Below are 21041 nucleotides of genomic sequence, written 5' to 3' on the forward strand. Positions count from 1 at the left end.
TGTTATGTAATTTACTTATGTAGGGCAATTGTTTGCGGTAAATGAGTCAACTTCCTCCCCTCTTTTAGTCTCATCTTTGCGTGCCAGCGACTATTTCGATGATTTAACCACATTTGTCGTTATGACAAACTTTGCCAAATGACAAAAACTTTGTCATTTTAATTAGCTAATTATTCACTCTATGAATAATTTAAAATAATAGTATTCAAATAGTTAAACCTACAGAGTGAATAAACACGCCAAACGGATTCATTTTAAACGCGAAGTGGAATTACTAGTTTTAGCGTACCAAATCCTATGAATAATGGTCTTATACGAGCTGAAATTTGCCCCTTAAAACACCTTAAATATACAAAAATGGCAAACTCTATCTATAAGATTGTCATAAATCACCTCTGAGCCCTTTATACACAAGGGCTCTAACAGGCATGAACAAAGCGCCAATCTAACGAGGATCTAACATTTATCAGCAGAAAAAACGGCTAAAAAACTGTCTTTTATTTTTGAAGTAGTGCAATTGGTAACGATGGTTGATTACTTTTACTACATCGTGCAACGGAGCTTATAATTTCCGTCTCTGTCATTGTTTGATTTGCAAGAATAATTGTAGGCCCATACTGGTTACGTAAGTGTGAAAGCCGCTTATCAAGCGTTACTTTACAACGTGCTTTTACTTCTCGAACAATCGCTCTTGGCTCAACACTCTTGAGCATGCGGCTATATGCCTTTGGGTATGCTGCAACAAAATAGCTGTCTGGTGATGTAAAAATATCAAGCGGTATCGGTTGAGCCCGCTTACCTTGTAAACGTAATTCGTGACGCGTCCAATCTTTGTAAAAAGGCTCATTTACAGGTAGTTTGAGTTGCTTACCCTTTTCATAAATAACCATCTTTTTATGAGAGCTATTGGCCCCTATGTAAATTGTTCTCCCCTCGTTTGATTTGAGATCCCGTCGAGTCGGCGCAGTACCGGACTTAGGCGAGTAGTCACCTTTACTAAACGACTTTTGAACATGACGTATGTTGTATTTACCGCTTAAATCATCGAGCGCTAAATCAATTCGCCTAATGTCCAACTTAGCAAATTGCTCGAGTTGTAATAGCGGAAAAAAATAGCGGTCATCTAAATTGATTAACTCACATGCAAAACCTGTTAGCTCTAATCGAATACTTGTTTTATTGTTAGGCCATTTAATTGCACCGCAACTTTGTTTAACCACATCAAAACTGTGAAGTAATTGCCCATCATCAAAGTGTTTTAACTTAGGCTTAAACTGACTGATTTTAATCAATAGTGACTTTAGCCAGTCTTTGAGCTTTTGCATAACCTCATCAAATTGGTCCTTACAAACAAGTACTAAATTAATAGTTACATAATCAATTCGTGTTTTAATATTATTGTTTACTAAAAAAAGACCATCTGTCTTTGTTAATGACTCTTTATAAGACACTGTAAGCATATTGTTTTTACTTACTTTATTGGAATTAATTGTCGGTGTTAATGCCCCTTTTATGATCTTATTATCCATTAATGCATGCCTCCATCCAGTTTAAAATGTCGGATAATCGCCATGCTGTCGTTCTTTTATTTAATTGAATTCGCTTTGGAAACGTACCCGCCTGCTCCATCTCATAACGTGATGTACGTGATAGCCCTGTAATATGCTGGCATTCTTTTTCTCTAACAAAACGGTCAATACTAAGTGTTTGCTGTTCACAGTGATCTTTATTCATGTAAATTTCTCTATTTTTAATTTCGATTCGATCGAGTGTGATCGCATCAGTTCGAGAGCTATTAAATAGAAAAATTAAAAGTCTGAGAATCGAGCCTAGCTGCTAGGCTCAGACTTTTTTAAATTGAACAAATCGAAAAACGACTTCTTTGGCATAAAAACATAACAGCAAGCAATTGATTTTAAATAACTAATAATAAGAAATGGAGTAACTCATACAAACCGTGGATTTACATGGAGATTTATTTAAACGTAGGCTAAACAATTACTATTGATAATAATGAGGTATAAGTAGGATGTTCAAGGCCTCTTTTTTGTCAAAAGGTAGCCTTGATTATATGGCATGATTTAAAGGGTTTTACTCGCTCAGATTTTTTCCATCTGAGCTAACTATTAACTCGCTTTTGCTATGTGTTCGCTCCACCAGTCCATCATTTCTCGTCTGCGGTCGATATACTGTGCACGGTTATAAGCGCGTCTGACTTCGTTTTTTTCTATGTGTGCTAAAGCAGTTTCTATTAAGTCTGGATCAAACCCTTGCTCATTTAAAATGGTGCTAGCAAGCGCACGCATACCATGGGCCACCAGCGCACCTTCAAGCCCCATCCTTTTTATTGCCGCATTAGCTGTTTGCGCATTTGTATGACTTCGAGGATTTCTATCAGCAGGAAAAATATACTCTCTGTGGCCACTAACTGGTTTCATTAATTCCAGTAAATGAAGCGTTTGTTTAGTCAAAGGTACTTTGTGCTCCTTCCTCATTTTCATCCGCTCGGCAGGAATTATCCATAACCCGTCATCAAAGTTGACTTCAGACCATTTAGCCGCTGCGGCTTCCATTGGTCGGCACATTGTGTGTAACTGCCACTCAATCAAACATCGAGTCGTGTATTTTATGCTCGCACGATTCAGCATTGTCATTAATTCAGGCAACCTTTCTGGCTCAATCGTACTCATGTGAGTTCGTTTTGGTGATTGAAATGCACTGCGAATACCTGCCAACGGGTTTGATTGGATCAAGCCCACGTTAACAGCATAAGTCATGACTTCATTTACTCGTTGACTTAATCGCCTAATTTGCTCAAGCACACCTTTTGATGCAAGCGGTTTCATTACAGCTATCACCATGGGCGCTGTTAATGTATTAATCGGTCTGTTTGCTAATTGTGGAAATAAGTGATTTTCAAACGAACGCCAAATATCTTCAGCATATCCTTCACTGACTGATGCACGCTTTACATCAAACCATTGCTCAGAAACATATTTAAATGTATTTTGAGTTTCGTTAAGTACATCGGTTTTTTCTTGCTCGGCCTGCTCTTTCGGATCAATGCTTTTTGCAAGGAGCGCACGTGCTTGCTCTCTTAATACTCTAGCTTCTTGAAGTGTGATTGTAGGATATGCACCCAAAACCATATTATTACGCTTTTTAGTGTAGGGGCGATAGTAACGGAATATCCAAGATTTATTACCTGAGACGCGTATTCTTAAATAAAGACCGTTGCCATCTGCAAGTTCATAATCTTTATCTTTTGCCTTTGCGCGCTTTAATTGGGTGTCGCTGAGAGGTTTGATCAATTTTGCCATTAGTTACCTTCTTAAACTTAGCTACAATCAACTGAAATTTATAGTAAAAATGCTTTTTGGTACCACAAGTTTATTCTCAGCGGTTTATGGTACTTGCAATGGTACTTAGTGTTCCGAATAGTACCATACATCTTCGAACCATTTAGAAACAAAAAAGCCCTTAACTCATTAAAAGTTAAGGGCTTTTTGAACGTATTCGGCACTTGCCGAACACTATATTGGTGGAGCTGGGGGGATTTGAACCCCCGTCCGAAAAGCCTCGACCGTCGGTACTACATGTTTAGTATTGTCATTTAATTAACCTTTAAGTCCCGGACAAACACGGTAAGTAAAGGCGAGGCCGCTTAGTTTTAGCGCTTCAACCCCGGCCAGGGTTTCCGTCGCGATCAGGTGTTAGGGTGACACTCCAAAATCCAGTCCACAAGAATACATGGAAGGAGCGCTAGCTAGCCTAAGCTGCTAGAGAGTAGTTATCGTCGTTTGCGATTACTTTAAGTTGCGGCTTTTTAACGAGGCAAACCGCACCTCGACATGCACCTTGGGCTTCTTGAATTCCGTCGAATCCTAATCAGCCCCTGAATTAGTAAACTCATTCAGAGCGTGCAGCCAGTATAACCGAGTAACGCGCTGATACTCAAGGCCCTTTTATGCTTTATTTTATATTGCTATGTAGTTGCGGATTAAACACGCAACAAAATGTTACTATTCTCTCCTAGAACAAGCAAAGCAGTAACATTTACTTAACAATATTTGAAAGTTATGTTCAAATGGTCTGCTACTTTGAAAATGCCTGACTATGGGTTTTAGCCGAGCGGCATATAAATAAAAAACATCTACATCCAAAATAATAAAAACAGGCATATTACATAGGAAATTAATAAATGTCGTTGTTTATACATAACCCTGTAACGGGTTTTGTGTCACTGCTTGAGCACCCTAAAAATAGCGGTTTCCCAGTGACAAGTTCGCAACTTATTGAGTTAATCGAACAGTCTCCGTTTGCTGATTTTGCTATAGTCAGTGCAAATATTGGTAAGTTATTCTCACCGAGCAAAAACTATCAGGATGATTCTTTAATTGTTGCTCGTGCACTCGATGCGTCGATATTCATTCAAGTTGATGAAAAAAATATGGTCGCTGAAGCCACATTAACCACGGCTAAAGGTGGGGCCTTAATGTCGATTGACAAGGCTCGCGAAGCACTCGTTAATGCTGGCGTATTACATGGCATTAGCACTCGTGCACTGGACAATTTTTTAGGTCAGCAATTTGACAAGCCTGCGGGTGTTTCCTATAGAGCGATTGTTGCTCATGGTCGTAGACCAAAAGAAGGCAGCGACGCTAAATTTGTACGTTTGTGCGCTACAGCACAAGATCGTGTATTGAGTCCACAAGCAAAAGAAGGTGGTAAGGTCGATATGCGCAATTTAGGCGCGATCATCACTGTAAAACCGGGCACTCCTCTAATGCAGCGTGTTGCTGCAACTCCTGGGGAAGATGGTTATACGGTATTTGGTGATGTGCTGCCCGCCATACCAGGTAAAGATCTACCATTGCAACCATTTGAAGGCACTAAACTCGATCCAACTAATCCCAATGTACTGATTGCAGATTGTAAAGGTGTGCCTGTCGCCCTCCCTCGTGGTATGCGCGTTGATGACGTGTTGTGTTTTGATAATGTTGATATTGGCACCGGTCATGTTGATTTTGACGGCAGCGTAATTATCAGTGGCGATATAAAAGATGGTATGCACGTGCGTGCCAGTGGTGATATCACGGTATTGGGATTTGTTGAATCAGGCCAGATCGAAAGTGCCAGTGCGGTCACAATTATGCTTGGTGCAATTGGTCGTAAGCGTGAAAATGACGAAGCGTTTACTTGCAAAATTAAAGCCGCTCGGACTATTTCAATTGGCTATGCCCAGTATTGCCATATTCATAGCGAACACGATCTCTTTATTGAACGACAAGCATTACATTGTGACTTGAGTGCTCGGCGGTTGATCCGCGTTGGTAAAGCAAATAATCCGCGCGGTAAAATTATTGGCGGCAATATTTTAGATGCCATGCGAATTGAAACCGGAGAGCTAGGTGCCCCATCGGGCACAAAAACGCGAGTTTTCATCGCGCAGTATTGGCATGACTTGAGACAAAAACAATTGCAAATTGCCGATTTTGAAAAACTGTTAGCCACTAAATCCGCAGCATTAAAGCAAGCACGTAAAAAAGCAGTTAAAATTCCAGCACCAGCAAAACGACAATTATTTTTAGAAAAAATTAGTGCCAGCGAGCAACAAATTAATATTCGTATTGCCAACACCAAACGTAAAAAACATTTAGTAAAACAAAAAATAGCTCAGCTTTTAGCTACTAGCCGTTTAAAAATTAATGAGTTAATGCATCCCGGTGTGGAGCTAAAAATCGCAAAAGATTCAAAACAATTTTCGCGTATTTATCCGCCCCACTTAGTTAAAATGAGCGAAGGTAAAATTACTCAGTCGTTTTAACGGCTGAGTCTTCGTTGTCACCAGCTTGCTCTGCATCTTCTGGCACTTCTTCAGCTAAAGGCCAGCCACCCAGCTGTTGCCAACGATTAACTATCAAACAATATAGCTCTGCCGTACGTTCGGTGTCATATAATGCTGAATGAGCCTGTTTGTTGTCAAATTCAATGCCAGCTGCACGACATGCTTTAGCAAGTACCGTTTGACCAAGTGCCAAACCCGCTAATGAGGTTGTGTCAAAACTAACAAACGGATGAAATGGCGTACGCTTAATATTATTACGTTCTATTGCTGCATTTAAAAAACCATGGTCGAACGCCGCATTATGAGCAACAACCACAGAACGCTGACACCCCGCTGCTTTTTGAGCTTTACGTACCACTTTACAAATTTCTTTGATCGCTTCCTCTTCAGATACTGCGCCACGTAATGGCGAGAAAGGATCAATACCATTAAAATCAATAGCGGCTTGTTCAATGTTTGCGCCTTCAAATGGCTCAACATGAAAATGCACAGTATGATCAATACTGAGTAGGCCTTCATCATCCATTTTTAATACTGACACCGCAATTTCTAACAGTGCATCGGTTACTTTATTAAAGCCTGCAGTTTCAACATCAATAACCACCGGGAAAAAGCCACGAAAGCGTTTTGCGAAAAGAGTTTGTTCAGTATTTGCCATAGTATTCTTGGTTTGCCAGAGTAAGCTGGCTATTATGTCAAAAATCATAGTGGCTAGGCTAGCGCTTTACAGATTAAATTAACACTTACATTTAGGCATATAACTTGCTTTACTTAACTAGAACTAGAGCTAGCTAACGACACTTTGATGACTGTTAGCCTCTGTAAATGCAGCTTTTGCCAAGATATTGGCGTAATAAATTGTTGGAGATCCCGTAATGAAGCTTTCAATGCTGTTTATCAGTCTAAGCATTGCAACTGCATGCCTTTCAGATACGGCCAGCGCTGCAATGCGCCAGTACACAGCCACGGCAGATAACTCACAATGGGAAGTTGTAAAAACAACTCGCTTACAATGCCAATTAAATCATGAAGTTCCATATTATGGCGAAGCTATTTTCAGCGCTACCGCGAGCAAAAATAAAGACCTGCTATTTAACTTGGATATGGTTGTCCGTCCTGACAATTACAGTATTGCTGGTTTAAAAGCAGTCCCGCCAATCTGGCGAGCAGGTTTACCAGCACGTGATATTGCTGACATGAAATTACTACGAAAATTTGACGGCGAACTGGGTAACAAAACGGCATGGGAAATGTTGACCGAGCTTGAAAAAGGCTACCAACCTACTTTTTATTACCAAGACTGGCAAAATAGTGCCGATAAAATTGCCGTTGGCTTATCGAACATTAATTTTAAACAAGCCTATTGGGCATTTTTACAATGCCGCGATGAATTACTGCCATACAGCTTTGAAGATATTTCCTTCACGATTATGAATTATCAACCAAATACCAGTAAACTTACTAAATCATCAAAACAACGTTTAGATAAAATTGCTGAGTATTTAAAGTACGATACGACGATTGCGGCTATTTCGATTGACTCATACACAGATAGCTACGGTGGTCGTTGGAACAACTTAGAGCTGTCTAAAAAACGAGCTCAAGCGATCAAAGAATATATGGTGAGCCTAGGAATTGATGAAACTAAAGTTGAAACGCAAGGCTTTGGTGAAAAACGTCACGTAGCGACTAACGATAATATTTTGGGCCGCGATAAAAACCGCCGCTTAGTGATACAAATTGAGAAAATGTAGCTAAAAGAAGTAATGCCTTTTAGCTACATGACGACTGTTGTTAAGGGTTAAGCTTTTTAAACGTGGCTCTTTTTTTCAACCAACCATCACCAAACTGAAACACCGCTAAGCTCAGTAATATGATGGCAGCGCCAATAAGTAATTGTTGATCAATTGCTTCATTATTTAACCAGCCCCCTAAGCCAATCGCAAAGCTTGGTGTGATCAAGGTGGTTAGCGCCACGGTACTAGCTGGTAATTTTTGTAACACATGAAAATAAGCAAGCGAACCAACCAATGAGCCAAACACGCCCAAATACACAATTGACCACAGTGATTTTACTGTCCACGTACTCGTATTGAGCTCACCATCGAACAACCACCAAGTAATAAAAAATAAGGGCGTAACAAATACTAATGCACCAAATGTGGTCGCCATTGGATGAATAGCAATTTTTATTCGCTTGATCATCACCCCACTTAAACTAAAAAAGCACACAGCCATAAATACGTAAGCTAAACCCTGCATTTGCATCAATGAGCCTTGCATGTGTTTTTCACTTACCAAAAATAACCCCAATAGCGCAAATGCTAACGCAATTAGTTTAACAACGCTGAATTTTGGCTCGTTGAGTAATCGCTGTGCTAATAAACCAGATAAAATTGGTGCCAGACCAAACATTAATGATATCAGCCCTGATGGAACTGTTTTAGCTGCCATATAACTCAACAGCATGCCACCATATATGCCGATACTCGAATAACCATACAAAAAACACGCACGACGGTGCCAAGGGACACGAATATTAGCAATCGCCACAACTAATGCAGCCAGCACTAATCCTATCGACATCCGTAACAATACCGCGAGCGTTGGTGTAACAGACTCACTGCTCCAAACAATTCCCAAAGGCGTTGTTGACCAAATTAAGACCATTAAAAAATATGATGCTTTAACGCTCACAAGCGGATCCTTTTAGCAAAGTGGCGATAACAAAGAGGAAGGAGATACAGCACTAACCGCTTTGAAATCGCGGTTAGTAAAAAACAACTTAACCGCAGCGCAGCAATGGGCGCACAACTGGTAGATTCAGCCATGGGCGCATGGTTAGGGCTCGGTTAACTTGTTGCATGTAAATAGTATTCTTAATAATAAATTGAATTTATAGAAATAGCAGAACTGGTTAATAAGTCAACTGCTAGAGTGGTTTTTATACCAAAAACTGACTTCACAATGATGGCTTGTAAATCATAAGTTACATTTAATTTCTTTGATTTGTAACAAAACTATTTAAGTTTGTGCCAACTAGTTATATCTTGCCTGCCTCTCACGATGTTTTAGGGGCAAAAAGTGCTTAAAAATAAAACAATAGGCAGCATGTTAATTGTTGCAGGTACCACTATCGGCGCAGGGATGTTGGCGCTACCAATCGCTTCTGCGGGACTTGGCTTTACAACCGCATTAGCATTAATTATTTCAATATGGGCGTTAATGACTTATACCGCATTATTAATGCTCGAATTACATCAACATGCTGATCGCGATGCCACGCTAAATACGTTAGCAAAATCATGGTTAGGTAAACGCGGCCAATATCTGGCTAATTTTTCGGTGATGTTTTTATTCTATGCGCTTTGCTCAGCTTACATTGCAGGTGGTGGTGCGCAACTACAAGAAAAAATAAATAACGGCTTTAGCCTCGATATTGCTCCGCAAGTAGGTTCAATCATTCTAGCGATTGTAATAGGCACAGTTGTTACCTTAGGCACCAGTAAGGTCGATAAGCTAAACCGAGTGTTATTTAGCATCAAAATTGTGGTACTGGCGAGCTTATTTTATATGTTAACCCCGTATGTTCATGGCCAACATTTACTCGAAATGCCCATTGAACAAGGCCTTATTTTATCAGCTATTCCTGTGGTATTTACCTCTTTTGGTTTTCATGGTTCGATCCCATCGATCGTTAAATATGTTGGTTTAGATATTAAAACCTTACGCCGTGTCATGATTGCCGGAGCAGCTTTACCGCTGGTTATTTACATTTTTTGGCAGTTGATCAGCCAAGGTATGATGAGTCAAGCTGAATTACTAAAAAGCTCTGGCTTACCAGGCTTTGTGGCAAGTATTGCCAGTATCGCTAATAACGCAGCTGTTGCCACTGCAGTTAACCTATTTGCAGACTTAGCACTGGCAACCTCATTTTTAGGGGTGAGCCTAGGATTATTTGATTTCTTTGCTGATGCCTTTAAAAAAGGAGATGGTAATAAAGATCGGATAAAAACAGCCCTCATTACTTTTATCCCGCCATTAGGATTTGCATTGTTTTACCCACAAGGTTTTATTATGGCGCTTGGCTATGCAGCTATCGCTTTAGTCGTACTAGCAGTGTTTTTACCCGTAGCAATGGTTTATAAGCAGCGTAGCAGCGATAAAGGCGGCTATACAGTGCGTGGTGGTAATTTTGGTCTGGCAGTAGCGGCGCTTTGCGGCGTGCTTATTATCAGCGCCCAAGGGCTGCAGATGGCAGGTTTAATCCCCGCGATAGGTTAATGCAAAAAGGCACCTAAATGGTGCCTTTTGGTATTTTAACTAACTTGAGTTAGATTAAACATGTGTTTAACTCAATCATCAAGCTTTGCAAATAGCTTTGGCAAATCTTGCTCTGCTATAGGCGGGCTATAATAATAGCCTTGCACTATAAAGCAGTTATTGTTTTGTAAAAACTCCACTTGTTCTATGGTCTCAACGCCTTCGGCTACCACATTCAATTTTAACTTTTGTGCCATCGCTATAATTGCCGCAGTGATCTCCATGTCATTTGGATCATCCGGTATATCTTTAACAAACGAGCGGTCAACTTTTAAAATATCAACTGGGAAACGTTTTAAGTAGCTCAATGACGAATAACCCGTGCCAAAGTCGTCTATCGATATTGACACGCCAAGCGCTTTTAGCTGATGTAATTGCGTAATTGCCGCTTCCACATTACCCATTAGCATACTTTCGGTTAATTCCAGATGTAACCGCTTAGCCGACACCTTGGTTTTCTTAATAATCGATGCCAATAATGGCACTAACTTAGCATCTTTAAACTGACGAGCAGAGAGATTAATCGAAATATTATTTTCTCGCCCTTGCGCTGCTAATCTTGCTGCAAACTCACACGCTTCTTGTAGCACCCAAGCACCTAACTCAACTATTAAACCTGTTGCTTCAGCTATTGGGATAAACTTGGTAGGTGGGATCATCCCTTCAGTTGGGTGGAACCAGCGGATCAAGGCTTCATAACCGACCACATGCTGAGTGCGACTATCAACTTGTGGTTGATAGAAAATCACAAATTGCCGTGCTTTGATTGCTAAACGCAGTTCGTTTTCAATAAACAGTCGCTCATTTGCTGCAGCATCTAATTCTTGGCTATAAAAGTGATAAGTATTACGCCCTTTTGCTTTAGCCTCATACATAGCTAAATCAGCGTGTTTTAATAACTGGTCTTCTTCTTTGCTATCATATGGTGCCATAGTAATGCCAATACTAGCACTAATAATGACCTCGTTATTGCCAAGCATTATTGGCACATTCAATGTTTTTTGAATCGTGTTAGCAACATCCATTGCATGCTCTTGACGCTCAATTCCACTGAGTAAAACTGCAAACTCATCGCCACCTAAACGGGCAATTGTATCTTCCGCTCGCAGTCGTTTTTTCAAACGGTTAGCAACCTCAACGAGTAGCTGATCGCCTGCATCATGACCAAGTGTATCGTTAATACGCTTAAACTCATCTAAATCAAAATAGAATAAAGCAAACGCATAATGGCCACGCTCTGCAAGCGCCATTGACTTACGTAATTGCATTCTAAAGAAGGTACGGTTAGCCAGCCCTGTTAAGGTGTCGAAATAAGCCAATTGCTCCATTTTCCGCTGGCTTTCTTTAACAAACGAAATATCCTGTGCTGAGGCAACATAACTGGTGATGCTGCCACCGTCTTCGCGAATTGGTGAGATACTGAGCGACACCCAGATTGGCTTTTTATCTAGACCTTGGATCAAAGTATCGCCACGCCAATAATTTCGGCTGCGTAAATCAATATCAATGTCATCAACCAAAATAGCCATTTCTTTGGCGATAATACTTAATAGCGGTGACTGCATAAAGTGATTTTCTTCAAATCCGGTCATTTCTAACATTTTTGGATTGACGTATTCAATCACGAAGTTTTGATCGGTGATGACCACTGCAGTGCCAGAAAAAGCAACCGCTTTAGATAATCGATTTGCGGCTTTTTCGGCAATCTCTTTTTCTGTAATACGCTGATTCAGACCATCAATAAGCTTACGAATTTCAATAGCCATATCGCGAAAAGAGCCATTTAAAGTACCAATTTCGTCTTTATTTTCTTTTGGAAATTCAATTTGTAAGTGCCCTTTGCCAAAGCTGGTTACCGCATGTACTAATGAATGAATACGACGTAACACCAGTTGGTAAAGTGCTTGATGTAATAACAGTGCGACTAAAATGGCATATAAAATAAACAACCCAAAAAACTTCACTTTTAGCTCTTCAAGTGCTGAAAGTGCTGATGAACGTTTTTTGTAAATTCCTATATACCAGTCTAAATTATCAACTTTACGAATATTAATGATGTGCGTTTCACCATCTTGTACAAAAGAGTCTGCGTATTCTGGTAAATGCATTTTGATAGTTTGATTGATCAGCTCTTGTAGATCGCCATTAACAAAATCATGAGTGCGTAGTGGTTTGCCTGCTTTACCGTAGGTTTCGTAAAGATTTTTATTCAGATCAGGATGAGCAAGTAATTGCCCTTGGCTATCAAAAACAAATAAGTGCTGCTCCTTGTCACCGATCGGTAATTGCGAAATAAGCGTATCGAGTGCTAAATCGCTGCCAGTAACACCTAAAAATTCATTTTCAAGATAAACTGGCACCAGTAAACTCACCACCCATTTATGCCAAATTTTATCGTAGTAAACTTTAGACCACACAGCCGAGCGGGTTGGGTTAAGCGCTTCTTTTGCGTAATTAAAACTTTGATTATCAATAAACTGATGAGAGCCTGCAACATTCAGAGCCCAATTAGGTGGCGCAATACGGATAAAATTATCTTTGGTGATTAAATAAAAGTTAAAGAAATCTTGGATCAAGGTAGGCGCTACAATTTTCCATAGCGATTCAGAATCATTAATGAGTTTTTTATAAAAAGGTGAGTACTTATCTTGTGGCATAAAAGCCGCAGATAAACCATCATCAGAGGCACTGCGAATACTGCCATCGGGGTCAAAGCTGAGCTGCGCACTTTGGCTACTGAGCAATTGCGAGGAATTATAAAATAATTGGCTAGAGACGACATTATTCGCTTGCTCCGCAATATTAATTTTGGTTTTCACCAGAGTATTAAACTGACGGATCAGACGTTCGCTGGAATGCTTGAGAACTTCATGTTCTTCAAATACCAATTGTTTTTCTTCTGATTTTAGCATTAACACCGCTGCACAGATCCCAGCAATTAAACAAATTGCCGAAATTAACAGCGAAAGCTTCATACTCAACGAATTTACACCAAAGCGTGATGGTGGGCGTCTATACACCACAGGACAACCTTATTTTTAATAATTATTTTTATTTAAATTCACCTAAATAAATATACCAGATCCCTATTTAGATTTATAAATTTTTCGTTGAAATTACTGAAAAAATCCCATATCAAAAATAAACTATCCTTTGGCGGCGATAAAACCCGCTAGAGTGTTGACTTTATAGCCCACTCTCCATACATTAAGAGTATGAATATAATATTTTCGCAATTACATTTTTCGTTTTTTAGCTTCTTTAGATAGAAGAGGCTTACCTGTTTGCGAGATTAAATCAACCGAATAGCAAAGCCTCCCAATTGGGAGGCTTTTTTGTTTTTATTACCCAAAAGGTAATTTTTTGGAATGAGGAACCCAAAAATGACTAATGATGTACTTAATTCACTTAGACACGATATCAATGAAATTGATTCTGACCTATTAGTGCTATTAGCAAAACGTCGCCGTATTAGCCACGGCGTTGTAGAATATAAGATTGCTAATAATAAACCGATACGTGATGAGGCCCGTGAACTTGCCTTGTTAGAAAAACTCATCGGTTATGGTAAGTCTCTTGGTTTGGACGCTTATTATGTGAATAACGTTTTCCAAACAATTTTAGAAGATTCAGTACTTAATCAACAAGCCATGTTACAGAAGAACTTAAACCCAGATGCTATGAGTGAAACACACCGTGTTGCTTATTTAGGTGGTCAAGGTTCTTACAGCCAACTTGCTTGTCATAAATATTTTAGCCGTCGCCCAGGTAAACTTGTTGAAATGGGCTGCTCTAGCTTTGAACAGATCACTGGTAAAGTTGAAAATGGTCAAGCAGATTTTGGCTTATTACCCATTGAAAACACCAGCTCTGGCAGTATTAACGAAGTGTTTGATTTACTGCAACACGCACAAGTCTCCATCGTTGGTGAAGTAACCCACAGTGTTGAACATTGTTTATTGGTCACACCGGGTACTGAGCTTAGTCAGATCAGTAAGATTTTTGCTCACCCGCAACCATTCGCTCAATGTAGTCGCTTTTTACAAGGCTTAGGAGATATTCAACATGAAACATGCGATTCAACCTCAAGCGCTCTACAATTAGCATTAGATACCCCTAATAGCGCAGCAATTGGTTCAGCTCAAGCGGGTAAGAATGTGGGTTTAGAAGTGATTAAATCAGGCCTTGCGAATCAACGTGAAAATCATAGCCGTTTTATTGTAGTTGCCCGTAAGCCTCTTTATGTATCAAAACAGATCCCGACTAAAACCAGTTTAATTATGGCAACTAAACAACAAGCAGGTTCTTTGGCTGATGCGTTGATGATTTTCAAAGAACATAATATCAACTTAGTAAAACTAGAATCACGCCCTGTGCCGGGTAACCCATGGGAAGAAGTATTCTATGTGGATTTAGAAGCAAACCTGGTTGATAACCATGTTAAGCAAGCACTTGAAGAACTTAAAGAACACACCCAATATGTACGCGTACTGGGCTGTTACCAAAGTGAATCGCTGCAAGCTGTTAGTATAGAAAGTTAAGCGCTAAGTAAAATATAAAAAAGGGGCTAAAATTAGCCCTTTTTTATTATCTGTTTTTCACACAGCGGTTATCAATCAAGTACTTTCGCATCATTAGCTTTGTTTAACAGGCTGCGACTTTGCGTTAAAAAATGCGCAGTAGCATCTGAAAAATACGCTTTAGCATCCGCAAATGAATCAATTAAAGCGGCCTTATCACCGGCTTTTAATTTTGCCAAGGTACTTGCAAACGTATCTTGATATTGTGCAAGTAAAGGCTCTACGTTATCAAATTGCGCTAGCATAATGTCTGAATAAAGCTCTGGTGATTGTGCGAATAAGCGCCCTACCATCATCAACTCTAATTGGTAAATCGGTGACGAACAACTGCGGAGCTCTTCGAGGGTATGACCTTGTTTTGCTAAAAACTGGCCGTATACAAAAGTGGTTAAATGGCGCATAACCTGAATAATTTGCATAGCTTCATCGTGCTTTTGCGCATCGAGTTCAACAAGTTGACAGCCCCACACTTGCAGTTGCGATAATAAACCTTGGGCAATCTCATGGTTACGGCCTTCGCAAACCACCACTGTTTGCTTTACCCAATGAGAAATATCAGGACCAAACATTGGATGTAAACCGACTACAGGACCGCTATGCACTGCTTTTAATACTTTTAACGGTGCTTGCTTAACTGAAGTAATATCAACTAATAAACAATCATCATCGAGCTTAGGTAAGGCAGTGACCACTGTTTCTAAGGCATTAATTGGCACACTGATCATCACCAGTTTTGCACCCGCTAATATTTCTTGCGCGTTACTTTGCTGTTCTTTGTCGAGTATTCTAACTTCATACCCTGAGCGGATAAATTGCTGAGCAAACAATTGCCCCATAGCGCCTTGACCACCAACAATCACAATAGGTGATAACTGTGGCGCGCTACATGCTAATTTAGCCTGTTGATTTTGGTAAGCTTCGCGCATCATACGGCGTAGGATATCTTCCACCAATTCAGGATTAACACCTTGGTTAATCGCTTCTTGGCGACGAGCAGCTAATAAAGTAGCTTCACGATCAGGCGCATGCAGTGGCGCACCCGTTTGTTGTTTGATTGCGCCGATCTGCTCGGTAATACTATTACGTCTAGCCAGCAGTGCAACCAACTGGGCATCACATTCATCGATCCCCTCTCTTAACTTATCTAACTCTTTTATATCCGCCACGCGACTACCACCTTAGAAACTGCAATTTCGTACATTTAAATTTACATAAAAGTAAACTAATCAATACGATAAATACTAACAGGATCGCTTAGTTGTTAAAAGGCTAAATAAGCAAAAGAATGAGGGTTTAAGCGTTAAGCCATAAGTTATAAGTTGGCCGAGTTGTATTTGATTTATGAGTAATTCTTGGATGGGTATTTTTTTACTGAACTTCTCTGCGCTCTAATCAAGTTATGGTGATCACTTTAACGTTGAGCAATCTTAATCTTTTAACTTTACCCTCACTAGCCTTCTAATTCGATAACTTTACCCTAACTAACTTACTATCTCTAAAAACCAAAACGGGTTGCAGCCCGAAGGTTGCAACCCGTTTTTTTGCGTTGATAAACAGCGCGTATTAGTTAAGTTTTTCTCTAATACGTGCAGATTTACCAGAACGCTCACGTAGATAGTAAAGTTTCGCACGGCGAACTGCACCGCGACGCTTAACTGCTACGCTATCGATAAGAGGGCTGTGCGTTTGGAATACACGCTCAACACCTTCACCGTTCGAAATTTTACGAACTGTGAATGCTGAGTGAAGACCACGGTTACGCTTAGCGATTACAACACCTTCAAAGGCCTGTAGACGCTCTTTAGCACCTTCTTTTACTTTTACCTGTACAACCACTGTATCACCAGGGCCAAATGCAGGTACGTCTGTTTTAAGCTGCTCATCTTCAAGCGCTTTAATAATATTTTGGTTTACTTTTGCCATTATGTTTCTCACTTTCCTAGGTGTAACTGTCTTCTAGCCACAAGCTTTTTGGTACTCTTGCTGAAATTTCGCGAGTAATACCGCTTGCTCCTCAGTCAGAGCTAGGTTATGCAACAAGTCAGGACGGCGTAACCAAGTTCTGCCTAATGACTGCATCAGCCGCCATTTTGCTATCTCTTGGTGGTTTCCGCTGAGTAATACAGCAGGCACCTGTTTGTCGTCCAATGTTTCTGGCCGTGTATAGTGAGGACAATCCAGCAAGCCATCCGAAAATGAGTCTTGCTCTGCTGACTGGTTGTGTCCTAATACGCCCGGCACTAATCGCGCTACTGCGTCAATTAATGTCATGGCTGGTAGTTCACCACCACTCAAAATAAAATCACCAATTGACCATTCTTCGTCAACGTATGATTCTATTATTCTCTCGTCTATACCTTCATAGCGACCGGCAATTAAAATCAGTTTTTTAGAGCTTGCGAGTTCGCTTGCCCCTTGCTGATCTAATTTGCGCCCTTGCGGGGACATATAAATTACTTTTGCACCATCTCCTGCCGCCTGTTTGGCGTCAAGAATGGCTTGCTTTAGTGGTTCAACCATCATTAACATACCTGGACCGCCCCCGTAAGGACGATCATCCACGGTCCTATGCTTATCAATAGCATAATCTCGTGGGTTCCAGCAGTTAAAGTCGATCAGACCATTTTTTACTGCTCGACCAGTTACACCTTGCGTTGTAATGGCATCAAACATGTCCGGGAAAAGGCTGATAACCCCTACCCACAACGAACTCGTTTGACTCATTAAAAGCCAGGATCCCAGTCTACTGTAATTTCTTTTACATCGTGCTTAATCTCTTTGATAACTGAATCAGTTAAAAACGGAATTAAACGCTCTGCTTGGCCAAATGCATCTTTATTGTTTGCTTTCACAACCAATACGTCATTTGAGCCTGTCTCCATCAGGTCATCAACTATGCCTAAGTCATAACCTTTATCGGTTACAACAGACATGCCAATGAGATCTCGCCAATAGAACTCACCTTGCGGGAGTTCTGGTAATTGCGCTGCATCCATTGAGATTTCTGCATGGGTATAAGCCATTGCTTCGTCTCGATCGTTTACTTGCGCAAATTTAGCGATAAAGCCTTTGTTGTGGCGACGCCAGTCGACCACTTCTAAGGTCTGCCATTTACCTTGCTGCCCTATCAACCACGGGCTGAAATCGAAGATCCCTATGGGATCATCAGTAAATGAATGTACCTTAAGCCAGCCCTTTATACCATATGGGGCACCGAGCTTTCCTACGACAATTATTGATGAGGTGTTCTCTTGACTCATGGTTACACTTACGCCTATTAAGCCGCTTTACGAGCGTCTTTAACTAACTTATTTACGCGATCTGAAAGAGATGCGCCCTGACCTACCCAGTGTTCTACACGAGATAAATCTAAACGTACTTTTTCTTCTTGACCACTAGCAATTGGGTTAAAAAAGCCTACTTTCTCGATGAAGCGACCGTCACGCGAGAAACGGCTATCCGCAACCACAATTTGATAGAAAGGGCGTTTTTTAGCGCCACCACGTTGCAAACGAATAGTTACCATACCGTCCTCTAAATAGATTGACTGTTTTCATTAATAAGATTTACTCCCCAGTATGGGGAGCTGGGGAATTGTACGAGTTTTTAGCAACAATGCAAGTAAGAAGTGACTCGAAATGACTGTTAAGTTGATTAAACTATGATCTACGCGTTAAATCAGGCTATATAGAACTTTCAACGCATAATTTATCTACAAAAAAAGAGGCTATTTGCCTCTCTTTTTAGTTAACTGATTAGCTACATCTGCATGGCGTCAGTTAAAACATTAAAATTTAGGGCCACCGCCACCCATCATTCCTGGTGGTAACATGCCTTTCATGCCGCGCATCATTTTCATCATGCCGCCTTTACCTTTCATTTTTTTCATCATTTTTTGCATCTGCGTAAACTGTTTTAACAGCTTATTGATCTCTTGTACTTGCGTACCAGAGCCCGCTGCAATACGCTTTTTACGAGAGCCTTTAATGATCTCTGGACGTGCACGCTCTTTTTTCGTCATTGAGCTGATGATCGCTTCCATCTGAATAAAGGTTTTATCACCCATCTGACCTTTCACTGCATCAGGCAGGTTTTGCATACCAGGTAATTTATCAAGCATTGACATCATGCCGCCCATGCTTTTCATTTGCTTTAATTGATCAGCAAAATCATCAAGAGTAAAGCCATCACCTTTAAAAACTTTTTCAGCAACTTTTGCAGCTTGCTCTTTATCGACTTTCATTTCGACTTCTTCGATCAATGAAAGTACATCCCCCATACCAAGTATACGCGATGCGATACGATCTGGATGGAAAGGCTCAAGCGCATCAGTGCGCTCACCAACACCCATAAACTTAATAGGCTTGCCGGTAATATGGCGGATTGATAGTGCAGCACCACCGCGCGCATCACCATCGGTCTTGGTTAGTATCACACCGGTCAGAGGTAATGCTTCATCAAACGCTTTGGCAGTATTGGCAGCATCTTGACCCGTCATGGCATCAACCACAAACAAGGTTTCGATTGGGTTAATAGCATGATGAAGATTTTTAATCTCGTCCATCATGTCATTATCAACATGCAAACGACCTGCGGTATCAACTAATACAACATCGATAAATTTCTTTTTCGCATGAGAAATAGCTGCCTTCGCAATATCAACCGGCTGTTGTGAAATGTCACTTGGGAAAAACTCAACACCTACTTCATCGGCCAGTGTTTCCAACTGTTTAATAGCCGCAGGACGATAAACGTCGGCACTGACTACTAATACTGATTTCTTTTTACGTTCTTTTAAGAATTTGGCAAGCTTAGCAACACTGGTCGTTTTACCCGCACCTTGCAGACCCGCCATCATTACAACGGCTGGCGGTTGTGCGTTTAGGCTCAACTCTTCGTTTGCTTCACCCATGGCTTTTTCAAGCTCTTCGCGAACGATTTTAATGAACACTTGCCCAGGACTTAGGCTCTTAGTTACTTCAATACCTACCGCGCGCTCTTTAACTTGTTTAACAAACTCACGAACAACGGGTAAAGCGACGTCGGCTTCTAAAAAAGCCATACGCACTTCGCGTAGTGTATCTTTTATATTGTCTTCAGTAAGGCGTCCACGGCCGCTGATATTCTTTAAGGTTTTACCTAATCGTTCTTGGAGGTTCTCAAACATGTAAAGGTTCCGATCAAACGTGATATACCAATTTCCCAACCAACGTTATTGCCGCAAGTTTAGCACTTACTATTAATAGCGCTGATTTCATATAATCAGTATTATTAAAATTTTAATTAAAAACAGTATACCGTAAATGGTGGCGCACAATACAGTGTTCAAGTGAGCTGTTTGAGTTTCTTTTTACAAACTCTATGCATTTGCCTCACTATAAAATACAATGCCATTACTCTAACAAGGAATATTTGACTCAAATTGAGTGGCCCAAGCACTATGCTGATTATTAGTTTAACTATTATTGCCAGTTTATTTTATATCTTCGCGACGTCTCACGTGCTGTCTCGGTTATTTCACCAACAAGGTCCGAGCCAAAAGCTGACGGTTATCCTCAGCACGGTGGCAATTTTAGCGCACATGTTATTACTGGTGAATTCAGTGTTTCGCGCCGATGGCCAAGATTTAAGTATTGTTAATGTATCACTATTAACCTGCTGGGTGATTGTGGTCTCTGTCACTACAGTGTCATTAAAATTCCCTGCCACATTATTACTGCCTGTTGTCTATGGCTTTGCTGCTTTGCTAACAATTGCCAGCTTATTTATCCCGCATCATATTTTATTGCAAAGTATTGATGTTGAAATAGGTTTAGTCACTCATATTTCGCTTTCCCTGCTTGCATACTGTGTGTTAATTATTGCCACTTTATATGGCGTACAGTTTTACTTTATTGATAAACGCTTAAAACGAAAAGACTTAGCGATTGTGCATAGCCATTTACCGCCATTAATGGTGGTTGAACGCCAACTCTATCACTTATTAACGCTAGGCACGGTTTTGTTAACCTTAGCGTTATTATCTGGTTTTATTTTTCTTGATGGCATGTTTGCTAGTGAATTTATTCATAAAACTGTTTTATCATTAATTGCTTGGGCTATGTTTGCAACGGTGACAATTGGTCACTTAAAGCAAGGCTGGCGTGGGAAACCGGTCGTACTAGCTATCATGGCTGCTGCTTTTGTTTTAACGCTGGCTTATTTTGGCAGTCGTTTTGTGCAAGAGGTGATCCTGAATAAGTTTTAACTTGACTCAGGCAGCTCACTCCCGCTTAATACGCATTGGTTAA

General features: G+C 40.5%; 17 protein-coding genes and 1 other RNA gene. 5 read left to right on the forward strand and 13 right to left on the reverse strand.

The annotated features are described in order from the left end of the window. Positions 1-497 precede the first annotated feature (497 nt). The 4 genes from H5200_RS06925 to ssrA form a co-directional block, all read right to left on the reverse strand. A complete protein-coding gene (locus tag H5200_RS06925; RefSeq protein WP_182758917.1) occupies positions 498-1529 on the reverse strand; it encodes a replication initiation factor domain-containing protein in 1032 nt (343 codons plus the stop codon). Further along, positions 1522-1734, reverse strand: coding sequence for an AlpA family transcriptional regulator (locus H5200_RS06930; RefSeq protein ID WP_182758918.1), 213 nt, complete (start codon positions 1732-1734; stop codon positions 1522-1524). Before H5200_RS06930 ends, H5200_RS06925 begins: the two co-directional genes overlap by 8 nt. Before the next feature lie 392 nt (positions 1735-2126). Next, positions 2127-3320: an integrase domain-containing protein gene (locus H5200_RS06935; RefSeq protein ID WP_182758919.1), complete on the reverse strand. Its 1194-nt coding sequence runs from the start codon at positions 3318-3320 to the stop codon at positions 2127-2129. A 219-nt stretch (positions 3321-3539) separates the two neighbouring features. Then, positions 3540-3896, reverse strand: a transfer-messenger RNA (tmRNA) gene (gene ssrA, locus H5200_RS06940). 305 nt (positions 3897-4201) lie between these two features. Here ssrA and H5200_RS06945 point away from each other — a divergent pair. Beyond that, complete coding sequence (locus H5200_RS06945; RefSeq protein ID WP_182761211.1) at positions 4202-5827, forward strand: DUF342 domain-containing protein; 1626 nt, start codon at positions 4202-4204, stop codon at positions 5825-5827. Here the strand turns inward: H5200_RS06945 and rnt are convergent. Next, positions 5811-6506, reverse strand: coding sequence for a ribonuclease T (rnt, locus tag H5200_RS06950; protein WP_182761212.1), 696 nt, complete (start codon positions 6504-6506; stop codon positions 5811-5813). The two genes, H5200_RS06945 and rnt, sit on opposite strands and share 17 nt — an antisense overlap. A gap of 217 nt (positions 6507-6723) precedes the next feature. Between rnt and H5200_RS06955 the strand changes: the two genes are divergently transcribed. Further along, positions 6724-7602, forward strand: coding sequence for an OmpA family protein (locus H5200_RS06955; RefSeq protein WP_145237165.1), 879 nt, complete (start codon positions 6724-6726; stop codon positions 7600-7602). Between the two features lie 40 nt (positions 7603-7642). Here the strand turns inward: H5200_RS06955 and H5200_RS06960 are convergent, their stop codons facing one another. Beyond that, positions 7643-8545, reverse strand: a complete 903-nt coding sequence (locus tag H5200_RS06960) for a DMT family transporter (RefSeq protein WP_145237168.1) — start codon at positions 8543-8545, stop codon at positions 7643-7645. Between the two features lie 387 nt (positions 8546-8932). Here H5200_RS06960 and H5200_RS06965 point away from each other — a divergent pair, with 387 nt between their 5' ends. Beyond that, positions 8933-10132 carry an aromatic amino acid transport family protein gene (locus H5200_RS06965; protein WP_145237171.1) on the forward strand — a complete coding sequence of 400 codons (1200 nt, stop codon included), beginning with the start codon at positions 8933-8935 and terminating at the stop codon, positions 10130-10132. 71 nt (positions 10133-10203) lie between these two features. Here H5200_RS06965 and H5200_RS06970 read toward each other — a convergent pair whose 3' ends face one another. Then, positions 10204-13194, reverse strand: a complete 2991-nt coding sequence (locus tag H5200_RS06970) for an EAL domain-containing protein (RefSeq protein WP_182717095.1) — start codon at positions 13192-13194, stop codon at positions 10204-10206. A 360-nt stretch (positions 13195-13554) separates the two neighbouring features. Between H5200_RS06970 and H5200_RS06975 the strand changes: the two genes are divergently transcribed. After that, a complete protein-coding gene (locus tag H5200_RS06975) occupies positions 13555-14712 on the forward strand; it encodes a chorismate mutase (RefSeq protein WP_149980790.1) in 1158 nt (385 codons plus the stop codon). Positions 14713-14783: 71 nt separating this feature from the next. On the opposite strand, the gene tyrA is transcribed toward H5200_RS06975, so the two are convergent. From tyrA to ffh, 6 genes are all read right to left on the reverse strand, one after another. Continuing rightward, complete coding sequence (gene tyrA / locus H5200_RS06980; RefSeq protein WP_145237181.1) at positions 14784-15917, reverse strand: bifunctional chorismate mutase/prephenate dehydrogenase; 1134 nt, start codon at positions 15915-15917, stop codon at positions 14784-14786. A 397-nt stretch (positions 15918-16314) separates the two neighbouring features. After that, positions 16315-16674 carry a 50S ribosomal protein L19 gene (gene rplS, locus H5200_RS06985; protein ID WP_002962189.1) on the reverse strand — a complete coding sequence of 120 codons (360 nt, stop codon included), beginning with the start codon at positions 16672-16674 and terminating at the stop codon, positions 16315-16317. Between the two features lie 33 nt (positions 16675-16707). After that, the gene (gene trmD / locus H5200_RS06990) at positions 16708-17475 is read right to left on the reverse strand and encodes a tRNA (guanosine(37)-N1)-methyltransferase TrmD (protein WP_145237185.1); all 768 of its coding nucleotides are present in this window, start codon (positions 17473-17475) and stop codon (positions 16708-16710) included. Next, positions 17475-18011 (reverse strand): ribosome maturation factor RimM, encoded by a 537-nt coding sequence (rimM, locus tag H5200_RS06995; protein ID WP_145237188.1) that lies wholly within the window; start codon positions 18009-18011, stop codon positions 17475-17477. Before rimM ends, trmD begins: the two co-directional genes overlap by 1 nt. Before the next feature lie 17 nt (positions 18012-18028). Then, positions 18029-18277: a 30S ribosomal protein S16 gene (gene rpsP / locus H5200_RS07000; protein WP_145237191.1), complete on the reverse strand. Its 249-nt coding sequence runs from the start codon at positions 18275-18277 to the stop codon at positions 18029-18031. 261 nt (positions 18278-18538) lie between these two features. Further along, positions 18539-19918 carry a signal recognition particle protein gene (gene ffh / locus H5200_RS07005; RefSeq protein ID WP_145237194.1) on the reverse strand — a complete coding sequence of 460 codons (1380 nt, stop codon included), beginning with the start codon at positions 19916-19918 and terminating at the stop codon, positions 18539-18541. 273 nt (positions 19919-20191) lie between these two features. Here ffh and H5200_RS07010 point away from each other — a divergent pair, with 273 nt between their 5' ends. Then, positions 20192-20998, forward strand: coding sequence for an inner membrane protein YpjD (locus tag H5200_RS07010; RefSeq protein WP_145237197.1), 807 nt, complete (start codon positions 20192-20194; stop codon positions 20996-20998). Positions 20999-21041: the final 43 nt, after the last annotated feature.

Origin of the sequence: Pseudoalteromonas sp. SG43-7 (genome assembly GCF_014164295.1) — a bacterium.
Taxonomy (GTDB): domain Bacteria; phylum Pseudomonadota; class Gammaproteobacteria; order Enterobacterales; family Alteromonadaceae; genus Pseudoalteromonas; species Pseudoalteromonas rhizosphaerae.